Genomic DNA, 16,874 nt, shown 5'->3' with positions numbered 1-16,874 from the left:
CATGCCCATCACCGCCATCGACCCCAAGACCGCGCTGGTGGTCATCGATCTGCAAAAGGGCATTGTCGCCATGGCGCAGCAGGAGGTTACCGCACCGGTCGTCGCCCGTGCCGCGCGTCTCGCCGAAGCTTTTCGCGCTAAGAATCTGCCTGTGGTGCTGGTGCATGTGGTGCCGTCATCCACGCCGCGCCGCGCCGATCAGTCTCGCGCCATTCCGCAGCTGCCGCCCGATTTCGCCGAGATTCTGCCCGCGCTGAACCCGCAACCCGGCGACCATCAAATCGAAAAACATAGCTGGGGCGCCTTCACCAAGACCGGCCTTGAAGAATGGCTCCGCGCAAACGGCGTCACGCAGATCGTGCTCTGCGGGGTTTCGACTTCCATCGGGGTGGAGACCACCGCGCGCCAGGCCTTCGAAGCGGGCTTCGACATCGCCTTCGCCATCGACGCGATGGCGGATCTTGTTCCCGCGGCACACGACAACAGCCTGACGCGCATTTTCCCGCGGCTCGGCGAGACCGGGACGGTGCAGGAAATATTGGATGTTCTGAAAGGGGCCTCTGCATGATGGAGGGACTTCACGATCTGGCCTATCTGTTCGGCGGTGCCTTTTTCGCCAATGCGATCCCGCATTTCGTCAGTGGCATGATGGGGCGGCCATTTCAAACGCCCTTCGCCAAACCGCATGGCGTCGGTCTCTCGTCGTCAACGGTGAATGTGCTTTGGGGATTTGCGAACGTGGTTATCGCCTATCTTCTCATCCTCCATGTAGGCCGGTTTGATCTGCGTGCTGCTGACCAGGTCTTGGCCGCAGGTCTTGGTCTGCTCGTGATGGGGGTGGTGTCGGCACGGTTGTTTGGGCGTTTTTACGGCGGCAACGCGCCGCTTGATCGGTAGCGTATGTTTTTCACCACCTTCCGCTCGCTGGCCAATCGCAATTATCGCATTTGGGCTGCCGGCGCACTGGTCTCCAATATCGGCACCTGGATGCAGCGCATCGCCCAGGATTGGCTGGTGCTGACGGAACTCACCCATAACAACGCCAGCGCGGTCGGCATTGTCATGTCGCTGCAATTCGTGCCGCAGCTCTTGCTTCTTCCCTGGAGCGGCTGGGCGGCGGATCGCTTTGACCGGCGCAAATTCCTCATCTTCACCCAAAGCGCGCTCGGCTTGGTCACGCTGGTGCAAGGCTTGCTCGTCATACTCGGCGTCGCCGAGCTGTGGCAGGTCTATGTGCTCGCCTTTCTGTTCGGCTGTGCCGCCGCGCTGGATTTGCCCGCGCGCCAGGCCTTTGTCTCTGATCTGGTGGGCGAGGGCGATCTCGTCAACGCGGTGGGCCTTAACTCCACCTCGTTCAATGCCGCGCGCATGATTGGCCCTGCGGTGGCGGGCGCGGTGATCGCCGCGGTTGGTACGGGCTGGGTCTTCATCATCAACGCGGCGTCTTTTGCAGTGGTGCTTGCCACGCTGTGGCGGCTGAAGACGGCCTGCATCACCAAACCGAGACGCAGCAAAACCAATGGCGGGCTGATGGAGGGCTTGCGCTATATCGCAGGGCGCAATGATCTCATCACCGCGCTGGTGATGGCTTTCCTCATCTGCACCTTCGGGCTCAACTTTCCGATTTTCATCTCCACCATGTCGGTGCGCGAGTTCCATGCTGGCGCCGGGCAATATGGTGTCTCGGTGTCGATTATGGCGGTGGGCACCTTGATGGGGGCGCTGATCGCGGCCTCGCGCGCGAACCCTTCCATGCGCCAGCTCTTGCTCGGCGCAGGCGTGTTCGGAATTGGCTGCATCGCGGCTGCGGTGGCGCCGAGCTATGGCCTCTTCGCGGCGATGCTTGTGGTGATCGGGCTCGCGGCGCAGACCTTCAACACCTCTTGCAATGGTCTTCTGCAATTGACCACCGCGCCCGAAATGCGTGGGCGGGTGCTGGCGATTTATCTCGCGCTGGCCTTGGGCGGAACGCCTTTGGGCGCGCCGCTGGTGGGGTGGGTGGCCGATATGTGGGGCCCGCGCTGGGCGATGGGCGTGGCGGCCGCCTCTGGTATTCTGGCTGCTGCCGCCGCGCTTCTATACTTCGCGCATCTGCGTAAAAAGGCTCAGCAGTTGTTGCTGTCGTCATAGCCCAGCGGCACCGGGCGGTTCTGCAAGGCGTTGGCCCAGGTCGACAGCGGCGAGGCTTTGCCCTTCGATATCACCCAGACGGCGACCACATTCAGTTGCGGCAGGTTGGGAGCGGTGGGGCCAGGCTGCTTGGGCACGGGCGGCACATCGAAGACCAGCTTCAGAACGGTATCGCCGGGTTTGGCGCCGTAATCGCGCCAGGCCACATTGCGGGTCTCGATCCAAGACGTGTCCTTGTGGATCTTCATCTTGCAGCTTTCCATGCGCTTGAGCAGTGGCGCGCCTGCGGCCGTGGGAATGGCTCCGGCGACTTTGCTCACCTCTTTCCAGTCGGTAATGGGCGTGGCCCCTGCGGTGGCGGAGAAAAGAAGGGCGGCTGCGGTGGCCAAAGCGGCGGTTTTCTGCATGGTCTTGCCTTAGGAAGGGCGGCTTCAGGAAGGCCATATTAGCGCATGGGCCTGAACCGGAAGGCAAGGCCGGCGTTCATTTCTCGTTCAGTCGTAACGTGCCCTCTTGGCGGGAGAGGGTGTAGAATGCACGCGAACCCCGAGGGAGAGCTCATGAAGATTCTCTATGGATTGGCGGCCTTGCTAGTTTCCGTTCCGGCGTTTGCGGCGGAGAAGGCGGCGTGCATCGATCCCGGCTCGTCCTACATCGCCAAGCCGCTCAACAATATTCAGGTCTATGTCGAAAGCAGCATCGGGCCGAAGAAGCCGCCGGTCCGGCTCACCACAAGCTGCCATCATCTGCAATCGGCGGATGGCTTCGGCCTCTCGGCAGAGTTCCATTGCATCAGCCAGGGCGACATGGTCATCGCCACCATCGGCTCAGATCGCCAATCCTGCCGCGTGACAAAAATCGAACCCTACGCACCGCAAAAAGACGACCTGCCGCTGAAGAAGTAGGGAGAGTGCCTTTCCTAATTTGTCATCCCGGCCGCAGCTTGCGCGCCAGCGCAATGCGTAGAGCCGGGACCCACCCCATCGCAGGTCAGATTTCCAGGTAGATCCCGGATCGCGCCAATGTGCCATTGGAGAAATCTTCGCGGCGCGTCCGGGATGACAGCCAAGGGATGCGCGGAAGGATGCTAGCAGCCTCACTCCACGCTTTTGCAGCTTTGGCTCTTCTTGTTGATCACGAGATCGGACCAAAACGCGTTGGCGCTGCAGAACTGTGAGCTTGCCGCAGCCCGGCAGTCATCGCCCGCCTGATCGGTACGTCCGGGGCGGATGAGAAGGTAATCGCCCGCCGATAAAATGCGTAAGGTGCAGCGGGCGGGATCGGCCTTAGCACGCAAGATGATGGTACCTTTGCCGGGGGCCTGTTTCAGATCGCCCGCGGTAAGGCGGCAGCTTTGGGCGTTTTCGCCATCGGATTTGGTTTGGCGGGTCAGCGTCAGTCCTTTCACCTTGCCGCCGGAAAGCGTCAAATCGAGGCTGTGGCGCAAGGAAAATCCGAAACTCTCGTCATGGCGGCGCGTGGTGCAGCGGTAACGCCCATCCGGCGGGGAGACATTGCTCAGATTATCGAGCGCGACAGGTTTCTTTGCCTTGGCACCGTTATCGCGCCAGTTTCCCGTCCAATGCCCGTTCTTGATGCGGCCGGTGAAGCGCCCGGCGCGCGTATTGCTGGCGGCGTTGAAGGCGGTGATGTCGAAAAGACCTTGCGGCACAAGCTGGCCTTCGAGGCGAAGCTGGGTGCCATTTTTCAAGCTGTAAAGCCAGCCCGAGACGGTATCGCCATTGCGGTTGAGATCGGCCACGACCTGCCGCCCGCCGATACTGCCGGAAAGCTCGATCGGCTGGGCCTGGGCGCTGCTCCACATCAGCACCGCCACGGCCAGCCATCTGGCGCGCATCAGCGAAGGCCTTTACGGCCGGTGAGGGCGTTCCATACCAGCAGCACGACGATGGCGCCCAGAATGGCGATCAGCATCGATTTGAAGCTGAAATGATAGAAGACCGGTTCGCCCAGAAAGTTGAACAGCGCCCCGCCTACCACCGCGCCGACAATGCCGAGCACGATGTTGAGAATGCAGCCCTGGCCATGCGCGTTGACGACCTTGGAAGCGATAAAGCCGGTGATGAGGCCAAAGAAAATCCAGCCCAGAATGGACATGCTACCCCCTGTTATTTCGGCGAGGCCGTGCGGTTCGCCAGATCCTCTATCATTTCGGTCTGCAGGCGCTGAATTTCAAGCAGGCGCTGCCATTGATGGTGCAGAAGCTGGTCCATTTTCTCGGTCAGCACCCGGATTTCGATCTCGGCCTTCAGATTGACCTGATAGTCGTTTTCGGCCCGCATCCGGTCGCGCGTCTCCTGGCGGTTCTGGCTCATCATGATGATGGGCGCCTGGATGGCCGCCAGCATGGAGAGCACCAGGTTGAAGAGGATGAAGGGATAGGGATCGAATGGCCGCCACAGAAGCGGCACGGTATTGCACAGGATCCAAACCGCCATCACGCCGAAGAAGATAAAGATGAACTTCCACGAGCCGCCGAACTCGGCCACCTTGTCGGCGACCCGCGCGCCCAGCGTCTGATGGGTCTCGAATTCGCTATTGATATTGTCGGTGACGATCTGGTTCTGGCGGATGCTCTCCACCACTTCATTTTCCAGATTGGAAAGCTCGCCCCGGTCCTTCTGCACCTGCTCCTGGACATATTGCATCCGGAAGGCGTTGTGGCAGGTAGTGCATATAGTGTCGCTCAGGCTCCACTCGGGATGTTTCTTACGGATCAAAGCGTCGATGGCCGGGCGCACCAGTATGCCCGGAATGGTTTCGCTGGCCGGTTTGGTTTGCCCGCAGATGGCACATTTGACAGGGGGAGGGGCCATGGACATCAGCTCCTGTGATGGTGTCATAAACTATCCCAATGTGCGGCGAAGACCAGCCACGGTTCATCCGCTGTTCATCGAGGGTTTGATTTCATTCGGGGCGAAATCTTCTAGGAGGAGTATGCCATGACGAAGAGGCTTTTCCTCGCGGCTGTGGTCTTGGCCGGCACGGCGGTCCCCGCCTTGGCCGAAGACGCGCCAGCACCAGCCCGGACAAGTGTGTGCCTGCGCCATAGCGATGTCGATGGCTGGGGATCACGTGACAAGAAATCCATGGTTGTTAATGATCGCTTCGGGCGCAAATACCTTGTCAGTCTGGCAGGGCTTTGCAGTGATCTGAACTGGGCGTTTGGCGCGGGGTTCCGCGGCATCGGCGGGAATATTCCCGGCTCCTGCGTCGATCGCGGTGATCGTCTCATCATGCGCGGCGGCGGGGTCAGTCAGGTCGCGAATGACGCCTGCTGGGTGACGAAAGTTCAGCCCTACACCAAGGATATGGAGCAGGCAGACAAAGTTGCCCGCGCCAATAAGCAGCCCTTGGCCGAGTACTAGGCCTTATAAAGGTAGCGGGGCACGCGGGGGTGTTCTCTCCTGGCGTGCCCGCGCGCCTTCTGCAATCTATGCAGACGCCTGTTTTAAAACACATTTTTTGAGCTTAACCGTCATGACAACGTTACGGCGCTGACATGTAACGCAGCCATACGCCCCTCATTCCATTTGGAGGGGTAAATGACCAACGTCCCGACGCGCCGCCTTGCCTTGCTCGGCGCATCCTTGTTCGCCATGACGGCTGCGGCTCAGGCCGCCGATTTGGCCTTCGACCAGACCGAAGAAGTGATCGTCACGGGAACGCGCGATCGCGGCCAGACGCAATTCACCTCGCTCTCGCCGATTGACGTTCTGAACACCGACTTTGTGCGCTCTACCGCATCGCCGAGCATCGACCAGACGCTGGCGACCTTGGTGCCGTCCTTCAACGTCAAGCGTCTGCCATCTTCGGATGGCACGCAGTTCATCCGCCCGGCCTCGCTGAACAACCTGTCGCCCGACATGACGCTGGTGCTGGTCAACGGCAAGCGCTTCCATCGCTCGGCCTTTTTGGGCGCCAATGGCGCGCAGGCTTCCGACCTCGCGATGATTTCCAATTACGCCACCGGCCATATCGAAGTGCTGCGCGACGGCGCTTCGGCGCAATACGGCTCCGACGCCATCGCCGGTGTGGTCAACATCCTGCTCAACAAGGACACTGATGTCGCCACCTATGGCCAGCTCTCGCAATATTACTATGGTGACGGCCTGACCTTGCAGGTGGGCGCGCGTGGCGGTGTGGAGCTGCCCAATGGCGGCCACGCCGTGCTGACGGTCGAATATCAGAAGGCCAATGAAACCTCGCGCACCCATCAGCGCGATGACGCGGTGGCGTTCCAGGCGGCGCATCCCTCGCTTTCCGTGCCCAATCCGGTGCAGCGCTGGGGTAACCCCGATATGCAGGGCATCAAGGCCGCTTTCGATGCTAGCGAGAATCTGACCGATTACGTCGAAGCCTATGCTTTCGCGACGCTGGCCGCTTCGCGCCAGCATAACGACATCAACTGGCGCAATCCCGATACGCAGACCTCAGTCTATAAGACCACGGCGGCGTTTCCGGGTTTTGACCTCAAGACCATCTGGCCGACCGGCTTCACCCCGGATGAGGGCGTCAACGCGCTCGATTCCCAGATGGCGGCGGGTCTGCGCCACACAAGCTCCGATGATTTCACCTGGGACACCTCGGTTTCCTATGGCATCAACAACAGCCGCTTCTTCCTCAACAATTCGATCAACGCCTCGCTCGGTCCGAACAGCCCGCATAATTTCAATCTCGGCCACATGATCGAATCCGAACTCAATCTCAACGCCGATGCCGTCTATCGCTGGGCTCTGCCGTTCTTCGCTGAGCCGTTGAACGTCGCTTTCGGTGCGGAATATCGCGACGAGACCTTCCAGATGAAGGCGGGCGATAAGGCTTCCTATCAGGTCGGTCCTGGCGCCAATTACGGCTTGGCCGCGGCCTCGAACGGCTTTCCGGGCATTGCCGATACGCAAGCCGGAAGCTGGGGGCAGACGAGCTATGCCGGCTACATCGATCTGCAAGCGCAAGTGACGAAGGCGCTGCAGCTCGAAGTGGCGTTGCGTGACGAAGAGTATTCCGACTTCGGCAATACCTTTAACTACAAATTCGGCGCCCGTTACGAAGTCATGCCGGGTCTTGCCTTCCGTGGCTCTTATTCGACAGGCTTCAAGGCGCCGTCGCCGGGCCAGAACAACGCGACCTCGACCAGTCAGGGCCTCGATACCAAGACGCTGCTGCTCTACACCAACGGCCGTTTGGGTACGACCAACCCGGTCGCAATGGCCTTCGGTGCGCATCAGCTGAAGCCGGAAACCTCCAAGACCGCGACGCTTGGCATGGTGTTCGATGCGGGCAATGGCTTCACCGGTTCGATTGATGCGTTCAAGACCGACCTGCGCAGCCGCTTCTCCACCTCCAGCACCATCACCATTGACGCTGCCACGCGTGCAAACCTGGTGGCGCAGAATGTGCCGGGGGCGACGAGCTTCACCTCGATCAACTTCTTCACCAACGACTTCAACACCATGACCCGCGGTGTGGAAGTCACGGGCAATTACGGCACCGATCTTGGCGCTGGCCATCTGCGTCTTTCCGGCGCCTATAGCTACACCGCCACCAAGGTAACCGGGGGCACGACGGCGGCGGCGACCAACACCTCGCAGAAGAAGGTCTTCGAGCAGGGCGTACCACAGCACAACGCCTCGGCCACGGCGACCTATGCCATCGGCGATTTCGAGTTCATGAGCCGCCTGCGTTTCTATGGCCCCTGGACGGATTCGACCGGCAACACCTCGGGTCTCATTTTCCAGCGCTTCGGTTCGATGGAATTTGTTGATCTCGCCGTCACCTACAACCTCACCGACAAGGCTTCGATCCGCCTGGGTGCGGAGAATGTCGGTAACTTCTATCCTGAAAAGGCGATCTTCCAGGCCAGCCGCGGCATCGATTACTCGCGCAACGCGCCTTACGACGTGAATGGCGGCAATTACTACCTGCGCTACGATCTGAAGTTCTAAATCACGCAAGGGGGCGGTGCCGCAAACGCCGCTCCTTTTCTTTTTCGCGAAAGGGCTCTTATGCTGCGCCGCCGTGATATTCTCGCCGCTGCCACCGCCACCACGGCAGGATTGATGACCAAGGCCAGCGCCGAAACCGGCAATCAATGGGAAAAGATCATCGCGCAATACGACGTGGCGCGGGATTTCATTCAGCTCGAAAACGGCAATTTTGGCACCATGGCGCGGCCGGTGTTCGAGGCCTATCGCGGTCATCTCGATCATATCAACCGCTATGGCTCTTATTATGCGCGCCGTCAGGCGGGACCGGATTTGATGGCGGTGCGGGCCAAGGCGGCTTCAGTGCTGGGCGTGAGCCCCACGGAAATCGTCTTCACCCGCGGCGCCACCGAAAGCTTGCAGACCCTCATCGCGGGTTATGATCGCCTAAAGCCAAATGATGGCGTCCTCACCGCCGATCTCGATTACGATTCCATGCAGGAAGCCTTTGCGGCCCTGGTGGCGCGGCGCGGCGTGAAACTCTTCACCACCGCCATGCCGGAACCGGCGACGCATCAAGGCCTGATCGATGCTTATGAAGCGGCGCTGAAACAGAACCCGTCTATCCGGCTGATGCTGCTCACCCATGTCAGCCATCGCACCGGACTTGTGATGCCGGTGAAAGAGATCGTCGCGATGGCGCGCACGCACGGCGTCGATGTGATTGTCGATGCGGCCCATTCCTGGGGTCAGCTCGATTTCAAGATCGACGACCTCGGCGCCGATTTTGTTGGCTTCACCTGCCACAAATGGATCGGCGCGCCGCTCGGCGTCGGCATCGCATACATCCGGGCCTCACGGCTTGGCGATATCGCGCTCTATCCCGGCGAAAGCGGGCAGGGCATCGATCATCGCCTGCACACCGGCACCACCAATTTCGCGGCGGCGCTGGCGGTTGGTGCGGCGCTCGATCTTCACACCAGCATTGGCGCTTCCACCAAGGAATCGCGGCTGCGCTCTCTGCGTGATCGCTGGGCAGAAGCTTTGCGCGGTCACCCCGGCCTCGAAATCCTCACCCCGTCGGACCAGCGGCTCACTTGCGGCATCACCAGCTTCCGTCTCAATGGCAAGACCAGCGTGGAAGAGAACCGCGCTGTCACGGCCGATCTTCTCAAGCGCTTCAATATATTCACGGTGGATCGCGCAGGTCCCGCCAAAGGCGCCTGTGTGCGCGTCACCCCCGCTATGTTCACGCGGGAAAGCGAGATCGACGCACTGATCGCGGCCCTAAAACAGATCGCTTAGCCGATCGTGATGGCGCGCAATTCCTGAGATGGGCGCACTTCGCCCACGCTCTCGCCCGCGGTGTTGAGAATGGGGTGGGTGGCAAGGCCTTTTTCCGCCGCCAGCACGCCCAGCTTTTCTAGCACCACCGCGACGGCGACTTCCGCGCCGCGCACCGCGCCGTCATCGATCTTGATCGCGACGCCCAAACCTGTGCCCGGCAACATGGCGGCATAAACGCCTTCCGCGCCCACCTTCACCGCGGCGCGTCCTTCCATCGCTTGCATGGCGCGGGTGCAGAAGCGTCCGGTTCCGCCGACAAGTTCGGGATGGGCCATCATGGCTTTCACCAGCCGCATGCCGCCAGCCGTTTTTCCGGCGGCCAATTGGGCCAGTGCCCGTGCGAATGCCGTCAAGGGCAGAGCGAAATTGGGAGCGGCGCAGCCATCAATACCCCAGGCCAGATTGGTCTCGCCCGAAAGCCGCTCCACTGCCGCCAGCACCGCCTGCTGCACCGGATGATCCAGCCGCTGATAACCTTGCGTCGGCACCCCTAGATGTTTGGCCAGGGTGAGAAATCCCGCATGCTTGCCGGAGCAGTTGTTATGCAAGCGGCAGGGCCTCTCTCCCGCAGCAGCCAGCGCCACAGCGGCAGGTTCATAGCGCGGGGTTTGCGGCCCGCAGGCAAGATCGCTCTCGGAAAGACCAAGCCGCGTCAGCCAAGCCTGCACGGGTGCCGTGTGCATCATCTCACCGGAATGGGAGGCGCAGGCCAGCGCCAGTTCCGCCTCGCTGAGGCCAAATGCGTCAGCCGCGCCGCTCTCCACCAAGGGCAGGGCCTGTATCGGTTTCAGCGAAGAGCGGGTATAGGCGGGGCTTGTGACATCCCCCAGCGCGAAGAGGGTCTTGCCGTCACCATCCACCACCGCCACGGCGCCGCGATGGAGGCTCTCGACGGTGAGGTTGCGGGTGACTTCGACAAGAATGGGGTTGGTCATGGAAGACTCATCTATGCTGAGGCCGCGCGCGGGGATAGACCCGGGCGGGACCCGCAATACAGGGAAATGATGCGCGATGCGCGGCTATTTTGGCGTCGGAGTGGACGGTATCTCGAAACCGATGAATCTCGGCAATCTGTCACGCATTGCCAATGCTTTTGACGCAAGTTTCTTTTTCTCGGTCAATGCGCTGGTAAAACTCTCGGATGCGGAATCGGATACTTCGCGTGCGCAAAAGGCGATGCCCTATTACCAATTCGCTACCACCGACGAGTTCCGCCTGCCGACGGGCTGCAAGCTTGTGGCGGTGGAGATCACCGAAGACGCGGTAGAGTTGCCGCGTTTTCGCCATCCCCAGCGCGCTGCCTATGTCTTCGGGGCCGAGCGGCTGTCGATTTCCAAGGAGATGCTGAAGCGCGCCGATTACGTCGTGAAGATCCCGATGAAATTCTCCATCAATGTCGGCATGGCGGGCGCCATTGTGCTTTATGACCGCTTGATCAGCTTGGGCGGGTATCCGCCGCGCCCGGTGATGACGGGGGGAAAACAAGCCGATCTGCCGCCACCGCATCAATGGGGTGCGCCGCTGGTGCGCGACAAACGCTAGCTACCAGCGCTGCACTTCGAGCGCACCGGGAACGATGACGGGTTTGCGCTCAACTGTCCGCATACGGATGGCATAGAGCATGATGCCGGCCGAGCAGATGCCGGGCAGGGTCATCAGCATGGCCTCGGTCAAGGGCTTGATCATGATGACGGTGAGGCCGAGCACGGCGCTGCCGCAAAAGGCGACGAATACCAGCACCGCCGCACCTGTCTTTGCCATCTCTTTCATGTCGCGCAAGGCCATGGCGAAGATGGTGGGAAACTGGATGGAGGCGAAGAAACACGCGCCCCACAAGGCCCACAGCGCAGCTCTGCCGCTCAGCACCGTCATGGCGGCGCAGCACAAGACCGTGGCGCCACTGAAGGCGGCGAGCACAGTCATCGCCCGGAAGCGCAACATGAACAACGGCCCCACCAGCCGCCCCAGGGCGAACACGGCAAAGCCCGTCATCAGCACGTTTTGCTGTGCCGCGCCGGGTTGGAGCTTATGCGCGTAATGCATCGCCGCGCCGGAAAGGATAAGCATGGCGCCCAGGCAAAGGAAAAGCGCGGCGGCGGAGCCGCGAAAATTCTTGTCGTGAAAGGGCGGGGAGAAGCTTTTCCAGGTGCTGTCGTCTTGGCTCACGCGCTCACCCGCCACGCTGGGAAATTCGACCAGATCGATGAGGAACATCAGTGCTACGATCAACCCGCCGAGGGTGAAGAGCGGCAGCACCAGCATATGCGCCATGTTGGAGAGGTTGATGGAATCCTGAAGAATGCGTTCCCCGATGATATAGCCGCCAAGCGCGCCTAAGGGCGCCATGGCCTGGGTCAGGTTGGAGCGGATCATCGCTGTGTCGCGCGGGCCCAGGAATACGGCGAGCGCCACCGTCACCACCTCCATCAGCGCAAGCCCCGATCCCGTCATCACCGCCGCGAAGAGGAAATAGGCGAAGGAACGGTGCTCGACCGCCGGATAGAAAATGAAAAGGCCGATGGCGAGGAAGCCCAGCCCCGCGATGAGCCCGATCTTGTAGCCGAAATTGCGGATGATGAAGGCGGTGGGAAGGGTCATCAGCGCATAGCCGACCGCCAGCCCCGCGCGCGACAGGTCCATCTCAAAAGAGCTGAGGGCTTGGGCCATCGCCAGATCAGGCAGAAGGGTGGTGTAAAGCCGGTGTGCGAATCCCCACAGCGCTACCGCCAAGGCGGTTACACAAATTGCGGCAATCGATTGCCAGAACTGGTTTTTCGCCTTGTCCACAAACACGCGCGGGCACCCGGAATACATGCGAGAGATTCCAGATTAACGGCTGAGCGTTAACAACGTCCTGTAATTGAAATCATTCTATGCAATTGCAATCTCTTGATATTACACCTGTAATTACGATTTCTAGTTGATTTATCCGCGGCTACAAGGTTAAGCCCGGCACCCGCGTTAAATGAGTTGACCTCAACCTATTTGTCCGGATAGCGTCCTCGCACCATAAGAGGAGGCGAGAGATGATCACGGTCAGCGCATTCAATTGGGTTCCCGATTTCGCCAAAGGACTGGTGCGGGATTTGCCGGTCCGCTGGGCCTTGGAGGAGGCGGGGCTCTCCTACAGTGCCAAGCTCATCGGCCACCCGGATAAGGACACGGCGACCTATCGCGATTGGCAGCCCTTCGGGCAAGTTCCCGCTTTTGACGACGGTAAGCTGCGCTTTTTCGAATCTGGCGCCATTGTCCTTTACATCGCCGAGCAGTCACCGGTCTTACTGCCTGATGACCCTTTTCAGCGCCGCCGCGCCATAAGCTGGCTGTTTGCCGCCCTCAGCACCATCGATCCGGTGATCCGCGGCTTTCATCTGGTGGAGGAGGCGCCCGCCGCGCGCGAGAAAGTCTCGGGGCTCTTGAAATCGCGCCTCGCCGCGCTGGCGGCGGTGCTCAAGAACAAAGAGTATCTGGAAGACCGCTTCACCGTCGGCGATCTCATGATGGGCTTTGTCCTGCGCAGCCTGCGTGACACCGATCTCGTCTTTGGCGATACGGTGCTTGGGCCTTATCTGGCGAGACTGGAAGCTCGTCCTGCCTTTGCCCGGGCCTTGTCGGCGCAACTCGGCGATTTCCTTGCCGAGCCGCCCGTATAAAAAGCTTCCCAAGGCTGACAAGCGGGAAATCGTGACTATATTAGCCGCTCATCCTCCCTTTCCCGCTTGGTCCTCATGATCCCCGCCCTGCAAATTCGCGACCTTCGCAAAGTCTATCGCCAGGGCAACGTCGCCGTGGACGGTCTCAGCCTGACGGTGGAAGAGGGCGATTTCTTCGGCTTCTTGGGGCCCAATGGCGCGGGTAAATCCACCACCATTCATTGCACCACCGGCATTGCCACGGTGACGAGCGGCACCATCGAGGTGTTCGGGATCGACGCGGTGAAGGACTATCGCGAGGCGCGGCGGCTGGTGGGCCTCAGCCCGCAGGAATTCAACGTCGATGTTTTCGCCACCCCGGTGCAGATCGTCGATTGGGTGGGCGGCTATTTCGGCATCCCAAAAGCGGAACGCAAAGTGCGCATCGATGAGCTGATGCAGCGTTTCGAGCTGACCGAGCATTTGAAGAAACCGTTTCGCGCGCTCTCCGGCGGTCTGAAGCGCCGCGTGATCCTGGCCCGCGCGTTGATCCACAAGCCGCGGCTTCTCATCCTTGATGAGCCGACCGCAGGCGTTGATGTCGAGACGCGTCTCGCGCTGTGGCAGTATCTCGCCGAGCTTAATCGCGATGGTACCTCGATCCTGCTCACCACCCATTATCTCGAAGAGGTGGAGCGTCTCTGTCGCAACATCGCCATCGTCAATAAAGGCAAGATCGTGCGCGAAGGCCCCAAAGAAGAGTTTCTCGCGGGCGAGGGGCTGGAAGCGGCCTATCTCAGCGCCACCGGCGCCACGCCTGATCACGTCGCGGCGGGAGCTTGAACATGTCTTCGCAACCCGCTGAAAAAATCTCTGAAAAACTGCCCGAAAAGATGTCGGTGAATTGGATCGGCCTTTGGACCATCATCCGGCGCGAAATTCAGCGCCTCTTGCGGGTTCCGATTCAGGCCTTTGTAGCGCCCTGGATTTCGGCGCTGATGTTCATCTTCATATTCGGCTATGTCGTGGGCCCGCGCATCTCCACCATTGGCGGGCATAAATATCTCGAATTCGTGCTGCCCGGCATCTTGATGATGAACATCGTCAACGCCGCGTTTTTGCAATCGACCTCGCAGGTCTATTTCCAGCGTTTTATGAAATATGTCGAAGAAGCGCTGGTCGCCCCGCTTTCTTATGCGGAGATGATCGCGGGCACGCTCGCAGCCGTGGTCTTCCGCACCGCCTCGACAGCTTTTGGCATTCTCATCATCGCCGCCCTGTTTGGCGGGGTGAGGGTGGTGTCGATACCGGAATTCATCTTCTGGGTGGTGATTGTTTCAGGCATTTTCGGCCTTCTCGGCATGGCGGTAGGGCTCTGGGCGAAGAATTTCGAGCAGCTCACCGTGCTCAATATCTTCTTCATCACGCCCCTCAGTTTTGTCGGTGGCGTTTTCAACACGGTAGAGATGCTGCCGCCGTTTTTGCGTTGGCTCGCCTGGGGGAATCCTTTCTTTTATTTCATCAACGGCCTTCGCCATTCGATGATCGGCTTCAACGAGGCGCCGGAACCTTTGGGCGCGATCCTGTCGCTGGTGATGCTAGCTGTGCTTTCGCTTGGGGTTTGGCGGCTTTTTTCGAAGGGCTATGGCCTGCGCGAATAGGGCAGCAGCGAATAGACGCGGCTTTTCTTTGCTAATTTAAGCATCGTTAGCATGGACGCGCGCGTTTCCCGCGCTTATTCTCCGCGCCGTTTTCGTCGAGGGATTTCCATGTCATTGCCCGCTCGTGCCACGCTCGCGCTTGTGCTTGCCGCCGCCTTTGTTTGCTTGCCAGCTTCCGCGGCGCGCAAGGCCGCGAAGAAGCCTGCCGCCAAGCCTGCCGTGAGCGCTGCGTCCGAAGCCCCCACGTTGCTCGGCACCTCGAAGGACTGGACCGCCTATCAGGCCTCCACGCCGGAAGGCAAAACCTGCTACGCGCTGTCTTCGCCCAAAACCACCTCGCCGGTGATCAAGGGCGGGCGCGATCAGGTCTACATCATCATTTCGACCTGGCCGGGCCGCAACGTGAAGGACGAGCTGCAGATCGTTCCGGGCTACCAGTATAAGGAGGGCGAGCCGATCACCGCCCTGGTCGGCAACCGCAAGACCGAATTCTTCGCCAAGAACGACGCCAAATCCGGCTCGGCCTGGGTGAAAGAGGTGAACGACGAGGCTGCCCTGGTGAAGTCCATGCGCGGCGGCTCCAAGCTGGTGGTCACGGGCACCTCCAAGAAGGGCTCTACCACGACCGACACCTATTCCCTTTCCGGCATCGCCACGGCCCTCGATCGCGCCCACCAGGCCTGCGGGAACTAAGCCCCCGGCAGGGGCGGGGCTCTCCCGGATTTGATTTGTCCGGGCTGAGCCCCTAATTACCCAATATGACGACCTCTCTGATTGGCCTTACCCCGGCGGAGCTGAAATCCGCCTTGATCGCTGCCGGTGTTCCGGAAAAGGCGGCGCCTATGCGCACGCGCCAGTTGTGGAACTGGGTTTACGTCCACGGCACCCGCGATTTTTCGGCGATGACCAATCTGGCCAAGGATTTCCGCGCCCTCTTGGAGCAGAATTTCACTCTGCCGCGCCCCGAGGTCGTCACGGAACAAATCTCCGCCGATGGCACCCGCAAATGGCTGCTGCGCGCGGGCGGGCAGGAATTCGAAACCGTCTACATCCCCGAGCCCGATCGCGGCACGCTGTGCGTCTCCTCCCAGGTCGGCTGCACGCTGACCTGCCGCTTCTGCCATACCGGCACCCAGAAGCTGGTGAGGAACCTCACCCCCGGCGAGATCGTAGGGCAGGTGATGGCCGCCCGCGACAGCCTGGGCGATTGGCCCTCCACCGGCGAGAACCGCCGCGTCACCAATGTGGTGATGATGGGCATGGGCGAGCCGCTCTATAATTTCGACAATGTGAAGCAGGCGCTTTCCATCGTGTCGGATGGCGACGCGCTGGCCTTCTCCAAGCGCCGCATCACGCTTTCGACCTCCGGCGTCGTGCCCATGATCAAGAAGGCAGGCGAGGAGATCGGCTCCGCGCTCGCCATTTCGCTCCATGCCGTGCGCGATGAAATCCGCGATGTGCTGGTACCGCTGAACAAGAAATATCCCATTGCCGAATTGCTCGAGGCCTGCCGCACCTATCCCGGCGTCTCCAATGCCCGCCGCATCACCTTCGAATATGTGATGTTGAAGGGCGTCAACGACAGCCTCGCCGATGCCCGCGAGCTGGTGCAGATCATCAAGGGCATTCCGGCCAAGGTGAACCTCTTGCCGTTCAATGCCTGGCCCGGCAGCCCTTATGAATGCTCCGATTGGGCGCAGATCGAAAAATTCGCCGAGGTCGTCAATCGCGCCGGCTACGCCTCGCCGGTGCGCACCCCGCGCGGCCGAGACATCATGGCCGCCTGCGGCCAGCTCAAAAGCGAAAGCCTGAAAGCCCGCGCCTCCGACCGCTACGCCGAACTGGCGTCAGCCCACGTCGGGAAGTAGGTCTTCGCGCTTCCTCAAATGTCATCCCGGCCGGAGCGCATGCTGCGAAGCAGTGTGCGTGCAGAGCCGGGACCCACTTCAACGCCTGCACAAATTTCGAAGTAGATCCCGGCTCGCGCCCGCGTGCCAAACGGCAGAACCGTGGTGGGCGCGTCCGGGATGACATCCTGTTTGTTTTCCCTCTCCCCCTTAGTGGGAGAGGACGCGAAATCTTGCACTTAGCGGCGTGCACCATCGCCCGAACCCGCACCCTCCGCCGCTAAGCGCTAGATTTCGCTGGTGAGGGGGAAC

The 16,874-nt window shown here is 60.8% G+C and carries 19 protein-coding genes; 13 read left to right on the top strand and 6 right to left on the bottom strand.

Annotation, left to right across the window (positions count from 1 at the left end; genetic code table 11):
- Position 1: 1 nt before the first annotated feature.
- Genes FHS83_RS18775 through FHS83_RS18765 form a run of 3 tightly spaced genes read left to right on the top strand, consistent with a single transcriptional unit; the run spans position 2 to position 2,130 of the window.
- Complete coding sequence (locus tag FHS83_RS18775; protein WP_167084971.1) at positions 2 to 568, top strand: isochorismatase family protein; 567 nt, start codon at positions 2 to 4, stop codon at positions 566 to 568.
- Positions 568 to 897 (top strand): hypothetical protein, encoded by a 330-nt coding sequence (locus FHS83_RS18770; RefSeq protein WP_167085643.1) that lies wholly within the window; start codon positions 568 to 570, stop codon positions 895 to 897. Before FHS83_RS18775 ends, FHS83_RS18770 begins: the two co-directional genes overlap by 1 nt.
- Positions 898 to 900: 3 nt before the next feature.
- Positions 901 to 2,130: an MFS transporter gene (locus FHS83_RS18765; RefSeq protein WP_167084969.1), complete on the top strand. Its 1,230-nt coding sequence runs from the start codon at positions 901 to 903 to the stop codon at positions 2,128 to 2,130.
- Here FHS83_RS18765 and FHS83_RS18760 read toward each other — a convergent pair.
- Positions 2,106 to 2,537: a hypothetical protein gene (locus FHS83_RS18760; protein WP_167084967.1), complete on the bottom strand. Its 432-nt coding sequence runs from the start codon at positions 2,535 to 2,537 to the stop codon at positions 2,106 to 2,108. The genes FHS83_RS18765 and FHS83_RS18760 overlap by 25 nt on opposite strands.
- A 153-nt stretch (positions 2,538 to 2,690) precedes the next feature.
- On the opposite strand from FHS83_RS18760, the gene FHS83_RS18755 reads away from it, so the two are divergent.
- Positions 2,691 to 3,035, top strand: a complete 345-nt coding sequence (locus tag FHS83_RS18755) for a hypothetical protein (protein ID WP_167084965.1) — start codon at positions 2,691 to 2,693, stop codon at positions 3,033 to 3,035.
- A gap of 191 nt (positions 3,036 to 3,226) precedes the next feature.
- Here FHS83_RS18755 and FHS83_RS18750 read toward each other — a convergent pair whose 3' ends face one another.
- From FHS83_RS18750 to FHS83_RS18740, 3 genes are read right to left on the bottom strand one after another with little or no spacing between them, the layout of a single operon-like run.
- Positions 3,227 to 3,988, bottom strand: a complete 762-nt coding sequence (locus FHS83_RS18750; protein WP_167084963.1) for a hypothetical protein — start codon at positions 3,986 to 3,988, stop codon at positions 3,227 to 3,229.
- The gene (locus tag FHS83_RS18745; protein WP_167084961.1) at positions 3,988 to 4,248 is read right to left on the bottom strand and encodes a GlsB/YeaQ/YmgE family stress response membrane protein; all 261 of its coding nucleotides are present in this window, start codon (positions 4,246 to 4,248) and stop codon (positions 3,988 to 3,990) included. Before FHS83_RS18745 ends, FHS83_RS18750 begins: the two co-directional genes overlap by 1 nt.
- 11 nt (positions 4,249 to 4,259) lie before the next feature.
- On the bottom strand, positions 4,260 to 4,967 hold the full coding sequence (locus tag FHS83_RS18740; RefSeq protein WP_208414959.1) for a DUF1003 domain-containing protein: 708 nt from the start codon (positions 4,965 to 4,967) through the stop codon (positions 4,260 to 4,262).
- Between the two features lie 126 nt (positions 4,968 to 5,093).
- On the opposite strand from FHS83_RS18740, the gene FHS83_RS18735 reads away from it, so the two are divergent.
- From FHS83_RS18735 to FHS83_RS18725, 3 genes are all read left to right on the top strand, one after another.
- The gene (locus tag FHS83_RS18735) at positions 5,094 to 5,519 is read left to right on the top strand and encodes a DUF6491 family protein (RefSeq protein WP_167084959.1); all 426 of its coding nucleotides are present in this window, start codon (positions 5,094 to 5,096) and stop codon (positions 5,517 to 5,519) included.
- A 177-nt stretch (positions 5,520 to 5,696) separates the two neighbouring features.
- Positions 5,697 to 8,096: a TonB-dependent receptor plug domain-containing protein gene (locus FHS83_RS18730; RefSeq protein ID WP_167084957.1), complete on the top strand. Its 2,400-nt coding sequence runs from the start codon at positions 5,697 to 5,699 to the stop codon at positions 8,094 to 8,096.
- 60 nt (positions 8,097 to 8,156) lie between these two features.
- Positions 8,157 to 9,380, top strand: a complete 1,224-nt coding sequence (locus FHS83_RS18725; RefSeq protein WP_167084955.1) for an aminotransferase class V-fold PLP-dependent enzyme — start codon at positions 8,157 to 8,159, stop codon at positions 9,378 to 9,380.
- Here FHS83_RS18725 and FHS83_RS18720 read toward each other — a convergent pair.
- Entirely contained in the window at positions 9,377 to 10,357 is a 981-nt protein-coding gene (locus FHS83_RS18720; RefSeq protein WP_167084953.1) for an asparaginase, read from the bottom strand. The two genes, FHS83_RS18725 and FHS83_RS18720, sit on opposite strands and share 4 nt — an antisense overlap.
- 76 nt (positions 10,358 to 10,433) lie before the next feature.
- Here FHS83_RS18720 and FHS83_RS18715 point away from each other — a divergent pair, with 76 nt between their 5' ends.
- Positions 10,434 to 10,964 carry an RNA methyltransferase gene (locus FHS83_RS18715; protein WP_167084951.1) on the top strand — a complete coding sequence of 177 codons (531 nt, stop codon included), beginning with the start codon at positions 10,434 to 10,436 and terminating at the stop codon, positions 10,962 to 10,964.
- Here the strand turns inward: FHS83_RS18715 and FHS83_RS18710 are convergent, their stop codons facing one another.
- Complete coding sequence (locus tag FHS83_RS18710) at positions 10,965 to 12,236, bottom strand: MFS transporter (RefSeq protein ID WP_167084949.1); 1,272 nt, start codon at positions 12,234 to 12,236, stop codon at positions 10,965 to 10,967. It lies immediately after the preceding gene.
- Positions 12,237 to 12,448: 212 nt separating this feature from the next.
- On the opposite strand from FHS83_RS18710, the gene FHS83_RS18705 reads away from it, so the two are divergent.
- The 5 genes from FHS83_RS18705 (at position 12,449) to rlmN (ending at position 16,583) form a co-directional block, all read left to right on the top strand.
- Complete coding sequence (locus tag FHS83_RS18705; RefSeq protein WP_167084947.1) at positions 12,449 to 13,075, top strand: glutathione S-transferase family protein; 627 nt, start codon at positions 12,449 to 12,451, stop codon at positions 13,073 to 13,075.
- A gap of 75 nt (positions 13,076 to 13,150) precedes the next feature.
- A complete protein-coding gene (locus FHS83_RS18700) occupies positions 13,151 to 13,897 on the top strand; it encodes an ABC transporter ATP-binding protein (protein ID WP_167084945.1) in 747 nt (248 codons plus the stop codon).
- A gap of 2 nt (positions 13,898 to 13,899) precedes the next feature.
- On the top strand, positions 13,900 to 14,715 hold the full coding sequence (locus FHS83_RS18695; protein ID WP_167084943.1) for an ABC transporter permease: 816 nt from the start codon (positions 13,900 to 13,902) through the stop codon (positions 14,713 to 14,715).
- Between the two features lie 108 nt (positions 14,716 to 14,823).
- The gene (locus FHS83_RS18690) at positions 14,824 to 15,408 is read left to right on the top strand and encodes an invasion associated locus B family protein (RefSeq protein WP_167084941.1); all 585 of its coding nucleotides are present in this window, start codon (positions 14,824 to 14,826) and stop codon (positions 15,406 to 15,408) included.
- 65 nt (positions 15,409 to 15,473) lie between these two features.
- Complete coding sequence (rlmN, locus tag FHS83_RS18685; protein ID WP_167084939.1) at positions 15,474 to 16,583, top strand: dual-specificity RNA methyltransferase RlmN; 1,110 nt, start codon at positions 15,474 to 15,476, stop codon at positions 16,581 to 16,583.
- Positions 16,584 to 16,874 lie beyond the last annotated feature (291 nt).

The organism is Rhizomicrobium palustre (genome assembly GCF_011761565.1).
In the GTDB taxonomy this organism is placed as follows: domain Bacteria; phylum Pseudomonadota; class Alphaproteobacteria; order Micropepsales; family Micropepsaceae; genus Rhizomicrobium; species Rhizomicrobium palustre.
This window is presented reverse-complemented; position numbering and strand designations above follow the sequence as displayed.

Excerpts from the sequence above, each read along its gene's own strand:
- FHS83_RS18710 (WP_167084949.1), bottom strand. The coding sequence starts at position 12,236 with ATGTATTCCGGGTGCCCGCGCGTGTTTGTGGACAAGGCGAAAAACCAG.
- FHS83_RS18770 (WP_167085643.1), top strand. The coding sequence starts at position 568 with ATGGAGGGACTTCACGATCTGGCCTATCTGTTCGGCGGTGCCTTTTTC.
- FHS83_RS18695 (WP_167084943.1), top strand. The coding sequence starts at position 13,900 with ATGTCTTCGCAACCCGCTGAAAAAATCTCTGAAAAACTGCCCGAAAAG.
- FHS83_RS18725 (WP_167084955.1), top strand. The coding sequence starts at position 8,157 with ATGCTGCGCCGCCGTGATATTCTCGCCGCTGCCACCGCCACCACGGCA.
- FHS83_RS18740 (WP_208414959.1), bottom strand. The coding sequence starts at position 4,967 with ATGGCCCCTCCCCCTGTCAAATGTGCCATCTGCGGGCAAACCAAACCG.
- FHS83_RS18720 (WP_167084953.1), bottom strand. The coding sequence starts at position 10,357 with ATGACCAACCCCATTCTTGTCGAAGTCACCCGCAACCTCACCGTCGAG.
- FHS83_RS18755 (WP_167084965.1), top strand. The coding sequence starts at position 2,691 with ATGAAGATTCTCTATGGATTGGCGGCCTTGCTAGTTTCCGTTCCGGCG.
- FHS83_RS18765 (WP_167084969.1), top strand. The coding sequence starts at position 901 with ATGTTTTTCACCACCTTCCGCTCGCTGGCCAATCGCAATTATCGCATT.
- FHS83_RS18690 (WP_167084941.1), top strand. The coding sequence starts at position 14,824 with ATGTCATTGCCCGCTCGTGCCACGCTCGCGCTTGTGCTTGCCGCCGCC.
- FHS83_RS18745 (WP_167084961.1), bottom strand. The coding sequence starts at position 4,248 with ATGTCCATTCTGGGCTGGATTTTCTTTGGCCTCATCACCGGCTTTATC.
- FHS83_RS18730 (WP_167084957.1), top strand. The coding sequence starts at position 5,697 with ATGACCAACGTCCCGACGCGCCGCCTTGCCTTGCTCGGCGCATCCTTG.
- FHS83_RS18700 (WP_167084945.1), top strand. The coding sequence starts at position 13,151 with ATGATCCCCGCCCTGCAAATTCGCGACCTTCGCAAAGTCTATCGCCAG.
- FHS83_RS18735 (WP_167084959.1), top strand. The coding sequence starts at position 5,094 with ATGACGAAGAGGCTTTTCCTCGCGGCTGTGGTCTTGGCCGGCACGGCG.
- FHS83_RS18705 (WP_167084947.1), top strand. The coding sequence starts at position 12,449 with ATGATCACGGTCAGCGCATTCAATTGGGTTCCCGATTTCGCCAAAGGA.
- FHS83_RS18760 (WP_167084967.1), bottom strand. The coding sequence starts at position 2,537 with ATGCAGAAAACCGCCGCTTTGGCCACCGCAGCCGCCCTTCTTTTCTCC.
- FHS83_RS18775 (WP_167084971.1), top strand. The coding sequence starts at position 2 with ATGCCCATCACCGCCATCGACCCCAAGACCGCGCTGGTGGTCATCGAT.
- FHS83_RS18715 (WP_167084951.1), top strand. The coding sequence starts at position 10,434 with ATGCGCGGCTATTTTGGCGTCGGAGTGGACGGTATCTCGAAACCGATG.
- rlmN (WP_167084939.1), top strand. The coding sequence starts at position 15,474 with ATGACGACCTCTCTGATTGGCCTTACCCCGGCGGAGCTGAAATCCGCC.
- FHS83_RS18750 (WP_167084963.1), bottom strand. The coding sequence starts at position 3,988 with ATGCGCGCCAGATGGCTGGCCGTGGCGGTGCTGATGTGGAGCAGCGCC.